Consider the following 3,542-nt stretch of genomic DNA (forward strand, 5'->3'; position numbering starts at 1 on the left):
CGATGACGCGGGCCGTCCCCGCCTGCAGCACCGCGGCGTTGGCGACCCGTACGCCCACGCCCGTACCTGCTCCCGCCCGTCCGGTCGCCTTCGACAGTGACCCGGTCGTCCTACAACGGGTCATCGATCGGCTACGTGTACTCGACGACTGGCACCGCCCGCCCCCGGGACATGGTGTGAAGGACCGACACCACAGCAGCACCCGCCACAACGACGTCCGGCCGGGGGCCCTGCGCCAATGACGATCACTCGTCCTGCCGTTACCCCCGCGCTGAGGACCTCCAACCGCTCCCCCGACGTCGGCTGGCCGTGGCCGGCCGCGCAGGCCGCATGACCCCGCATTCCCGTCCCGTTCCGATCGCGCTGCGCCCGGTCGTGTTCCTCGCCTCGATCGTTCAGATCTTGACCGTTGATCGTTGATCTGGCGGGTGCTGCCTGGTTGATGATGGAAATCGTGTTACGGGCGGGGCAGTAGCCCGGGTGTCGCACCGGGTCGGCGCCGGCTCCACGGGCCGGGGGTGGTGCTGGGGTCGGGACGGGGTCGTGGCGTGGTCAAGCGCGGGCGGGCAGGGCCTGGATCCGGTCGACCATGGCGGCGATCTGATGGGCCCAGGGCCAGGTCTCGGGGATGCGGATCTCGCGGCGCCGCCCGGAGCGGATGATCCTCGCGGCGACGTGCAGGACCCGGTAGCGCAGCGTCTTCGGCTCGGCCTTCGCGAGTTCGCCGTCGAGGGTGAGCAGACGTAGCCAGGCGAGTAGGTCGCAGGCCATCGCGACCGCGACACACCATCCAAGGTTGATCGTCTTCTTCTTCGACGGGAGCCGGCGTAGGCCGGTGTCCTTGCCGCGGCGGATGAACGCCTCGACCCTCGCCTGGAGGCGGTGGACGGCTTCGAGGAACGGGACCTGGTGGCCGGTGGGCAGGTTGGTGGCGGTGACCTGGAAACGGAAACCGGCGTGCTGCTCGAACAGGGACAGCTGCGCGCCGGGTGCGGGCCGCTCGCGCCGCGCGATCAGGCGCAGGGTCTTCGGCCAGTTGCGGTACCGGTCGCCGTCCGGGCCCTCGCGCAGCAGGCCGGTCAGCTCGGCGACCTGCCCGTTGCGTCGCGGTTCGCCGTCGGTGCGCACGGCGGCGGCCCAGACGGTCTCCGGGACCTCGCCGACGACCGAGCGGACCCGGTCGTCGACATCGAAACCGACGGCGTAGTAGACGGTTCGTTCGGGATGGCCGGGGTCGTTGCCGAGCCGGTCGAGGAAACGGACGAGGGCGTGGCTGGATCCGGCGCCGTCGACGGTGATCAGCAGCTTGCCGCGGTGGGTCTCGGGGAGTTGGGCGATCGCATCCTTGATCACTTCGATGTGGTCGTCGGCGGTGTTCGACCCGGCGTTGCCGGGCCGGAGCTTCAGGACCAGGCATTCACCGGTGTTGTCGCACCAGGCGGTCAGCAGGTGGTGGCCGTAGGTCTTCGTGAACGTGCCAGCGGCGCCTTCCTTGTCACTGTGCGCGATCACGATGGTGGCGTCGACGCGGAGCACGACGACGTCGCCGAGGTCGGTGCCGGCGACCGTGGACGGCGGGATCGCGCCGTGCCGGGCGGCGATCTGTTCCCAGACGTGGGCGCGGACCTCGGCGCGGGCGGCGGCGATCTCGCCGAGCCGGCCGGAGGTCTCCGCGAGCACCCGCCAGCCGGTCGCCACCGAGGCGACCGGGCCGAACAGTTCGCCCTGGTCAGCCAGGGCGTTGACGTCATCGAGCCGGGTCCCCCCGTCGGCGATCGTGACGGCGAGGTCGGTCACCACCCGGCCGCGGTCGTGGCCCGGGTAGGCCGTGGTGCCGGCGAGCGCGGCGGTGATCGCCGCGGGCATCCCGACCTTGTCCATGAGCATCCGGGCGCCGGCGGTGCCGGCACGGCTGGTGATCCCCTGGCCGCCGACCGTGGCGTACATACCGTTCGACCACTGCGTAGACTTCACCTGCGAGGTGCTCCTGATCTACTGGACAATTGGGCCTCAGATACCCGCATTGTCCCAGGTCAGGGGCACCTTTCCGCATCCAGGGTCTAGATCAACCAGAAATTGACTGAATACTCCAGGCTGGTCGAGTACGGCCTGGTCCGGCCTTCTTGTGTGCCGCCGCAGCCGATCCGGGAACTGCGGGACCTCACGCGGTATCGCAAGGCGCAGATCGAGGAGCGGACCCGGGAGGTCCAGCGCCTCGAGAAGTTCCTACAGGACGCGGGTATCACGCTGTCGTCGGTGTCCTCCTCGATCCTGACGAAGTCCGGCCGGGATATCCTCGAGGCGATGATCGCGGGGAGCACCGACCCGGAGGTCCTCTCGGAACTCGCCCGCGGCCGGCTACGCAGCAAGATCCCCACGCTACGGCAGGCACTCAATGGCTTCTTCAGCGGCCACCACGGCCTGATCATCGGGGAGATTCTCGCGAAGGTCGACTACCTCGACGAGGCGATCGACCGGCTCTCGACCGAGATCGACCGGGTGATCCCCCCTTTCGAGGAGAAGGTCGCCCTGCTGGACACGATCCCCGGGGTTGACCGCTGCACCGCGCAATGCCTGCTCGCCGAGTCGGGTAGCCGGAGCGCGTTGCCGCGCTCCGGCCCCCTCAGAACCGTGCGGGCGCCTCGTCGACGCACACGGCTCAAGCAAGCCGCGAGAGCGTTGCGGGTTGAAGCGCGGGCTTCCTGCGTTTGCGGGCTTGGAGCTCGCGGTGGCAGGAGGCATGTATCAAGCGGGTTCGGTTCCTTTCCGGCGTGCCATTCTCGCGGTGATGGACGAGGTACTCGGCGGCGATTGCCCGTCGGACCACGCTCAGCCACCAGCGTTCCCACTCCGAAGGAGACTGGGGTGGCTGGTCGACGGCAAGCAGATGATCGCGACAGAGCGGGCAGCGGCCGGCCTGCCGGGTGAGCAGGCGCAGGTTGTAGCTGTCCAACGGGGGTTTAACCCGCCGCCGCCGGGAGGCCCAGTAGTCACGGAGGTCCGGATCGTCAGGCGATGCCGCACCGGTGACCATCTGGTGCCGGACAATAGGAGTCCAGGCAAACTTGACCAGGTGGGGAACGCTGCCGTGCTCATCAGCGCCAGCACGGTTGCCGAACACCCATCGGTCGTTCCTCGACGTGTCGAACCTGCCGAAGTAGCGGCGGGCGACCCACCGCTTCGGCTTCCCGGAGTGGGTGCGCTTGGCCCACCGCCAGGTGAGCTTCCACACATAGTTGTCCAGCTCACCGAAGGTCTTGCTGGACACCACTCCCCGATGTAGGGTAGGCGACTGGCGCGGTAGAACTATAGGCTGTAGGCGTCCGGTACATTTGACCGCACGGTTTCCCATGCGTTTCTCATCCCGGCGAGCCATGGCAGTTCCCCGTTTCCAGCCGCCCCCCATCGATTCCGGACATGAGGTTCTCCCTCATCCGGCTCTCCGACGTTCTTCACCTGCCAGCTTGCGCGAGCCGGCCGTACCACACGTTCCCGGTCAGCCGTTCGAGACCGAGGCGGTTACCGGACATGATGATGTGTTT

2 protein-coding genes and 2 pseudogenes are annotated in these 3,542 nt (G+C 68.5%); 2 read left to right on the forward strand and 2 right to left on the reverse strand.

The features are described 5' to 3' along the window. Positions 1–242, forward strand: a pseudogene (locus MJ785_RS21110) (hypothetical protein); the annotation flags it as partial. A gap of 310 nt (positions 243–552) precedes the next feature. Here MJ785_RS21110 and MJ785_RS21115 read toward each other — a convergent pair. After that, a complete protein-coding gene (locus MJ785_RS21115; protein WP_239382546.1) occupies positions 553–1,974 on the reverse strand; it encodes an IS1380 family transposase in 1,422 nt (473 codons plus the stop codon). Positions 1,975–2,076: 102 nt separating this feature from the next. Here MJ785_RS21115 and MJ785_RS21120 point away from each other — a divergent pair, with 102 nt between their 5' ends. Then, on the forward strand, positions 2,077–2,928 hold the full coding sequence (locus MJ785_RS21120; RefSeq protein ID WP_239382548.1) for a hypothetical protein: 852 nt from the start codon (positions 2,077–2,079) through the stop codon (positions 2,926–2,928). Positions 2,929–3,166: 238 nt separating this feature from the next. On the opposite strand, the pseudogene MJ785_RS22455 reads toward MJ785_RS21120, so the two are convergent. After that, positions 3,167–3,406: pseudogene (locus MJ785_RS22455) on the reverse strand (group II intron maturase-specific domain-containing protein); the annotation flags it as partial. Positions 3,407–3,542 lie beyond the last annotated feature (136 nt).

The sequence above is a fragment of the Protofrankia sp. CiT1 genome, from assembly GCF_917627335.1.
Lineage (GTDB): Bacteria > Actinomycetota > Actinomycetes > Frankiales > Frankiaceae > Protofrankia.